At 48.5% G+C, this 1,298-nt stretch carries 1 protein-coding gene; it reads left to right on the top strand.

Annotation, left to right across the window (positions count from 1 at the left end; all coding sequences use genetic code 11):
• The coding region (locus R7P35_RS24760) for a molybdopterin-dependent oxidoreductase (RefSeq protein WP_318093009.1) at nucleotides 1-1,298 on the top strand (1,298 nt) is incomplete at both ends.

Raw genomic sequence — 1,298 nt, 5'->3', positions numbered from 1 at the left:
AGCCATGTCTTGATTCTCAATACATTCAATCTCATACCGATGGCTTTGATGCGATAGCGAGAGAAGTAACTCAACATCGTTACAATGTCACTAATTTGGCAACTGATGTAGGCGTTTCACAAGACAAACTCACAACGTTTTTCCAATGGTTTGCCCACAGCCCGACTGCGATTACGCTTTTTTGCCAAGGGGTTAACCAAGCCGAAAATGGTGTCGATAAAGGCAATGCGATCATCAATGCGCATTTAGCAACGGGTAAAATTGGCAGGGTGGGCTGTGGCCCGTTTTCCATTACCGGGCAACCTAATGCAATGGGCGGGCGAGAAGTTGGCGGTTTAGCCAATCAATTAGCGGTGCACCGAGGGTTTGATGGCGAATCCATTCAACAAGTACAAGCGTTTTGGGAGTCACCAGAAATCGCTACAAAACCGGGGCTAAAAGCGGTTGAACTGTTTGAAGCGGTTGAGCGTGGTGAGATTAAAGTTCTGTGGATCATGGCGACCAACCCCGTTGTCTCTTTGCCAGACAATCAGTTTGTTAAGAGGGCGCTAGAACGCTGTCCGTTTGTGATTGTCTCGGATATTACCGCTGAGTCGGATGTTGCGCGTTATGCCGACTTGTTGCTTCCGGCGGCTGGATGGGGTGAAAAACAGGGGATGGTGACGAATTCTGAACGTCGGATTTCAAGACAGCGTCAGTTCCAAAACCCTCCCGGTGAGGCAAAATCGGACTGGTGGGCAGTGAACCAAGTTGGGCAAGCATTATGCACCTTAGAAGAGACAAAGAATGGTTTTGATTTTGACTCTGAACACGAGGTGTTTTGCGAGTACGCTGCCATGACAGGCATGAATAAAAAGTCGCCTTTAAAGCTAGATCTGTCTCAATACGACAATTTGAATGAGCAAGAGTACGAAGAGTGGCGGCCAACCCAATGGGGTGGCGAGCGACCGTTTTCCGATGGCGTGTATTCTCACCCAGATGGTAAAGCGCGGTTTGTAGTAACTCGCGAATCGCCACAGCGTTTAGCCAGAACGAAAGGCTGGTGGCTCAATACGGGTAGACAACGAGATCAATGGCACACCATGACACGTACAGGCCATATTGCACACCTTGCCGCCTCTGAGTTAGAACCAACCGTGTACATGAACACACTCTCTGCCACTCAAAATCGTTTAAAAGCAGGACAACTCACCAAGCTGTTCCAGACTACTTCAAACACCAGTATTTATGCCAAAGTTGCCATTGATGAAGGTTTGGGTTTTCAGGAGCTGTTTATGTCAATGCACTGGGCGGGTCGA

Origin of the sequence: Vibrio sp. Vb0304 (genome assembly GCF_033338995.1) — a bacterium.
Lineage (GTDB): Bacteria > Pseudomonadota > Gammaproteobacteria > Enterobacterales > Vibrionaceae > Vibrio > Vibrio alginolyticus.
Note: the sequence above shows the minus strand (reverse complement) of the source record. Positions and strands in the feature narration are given on the sequence as shown.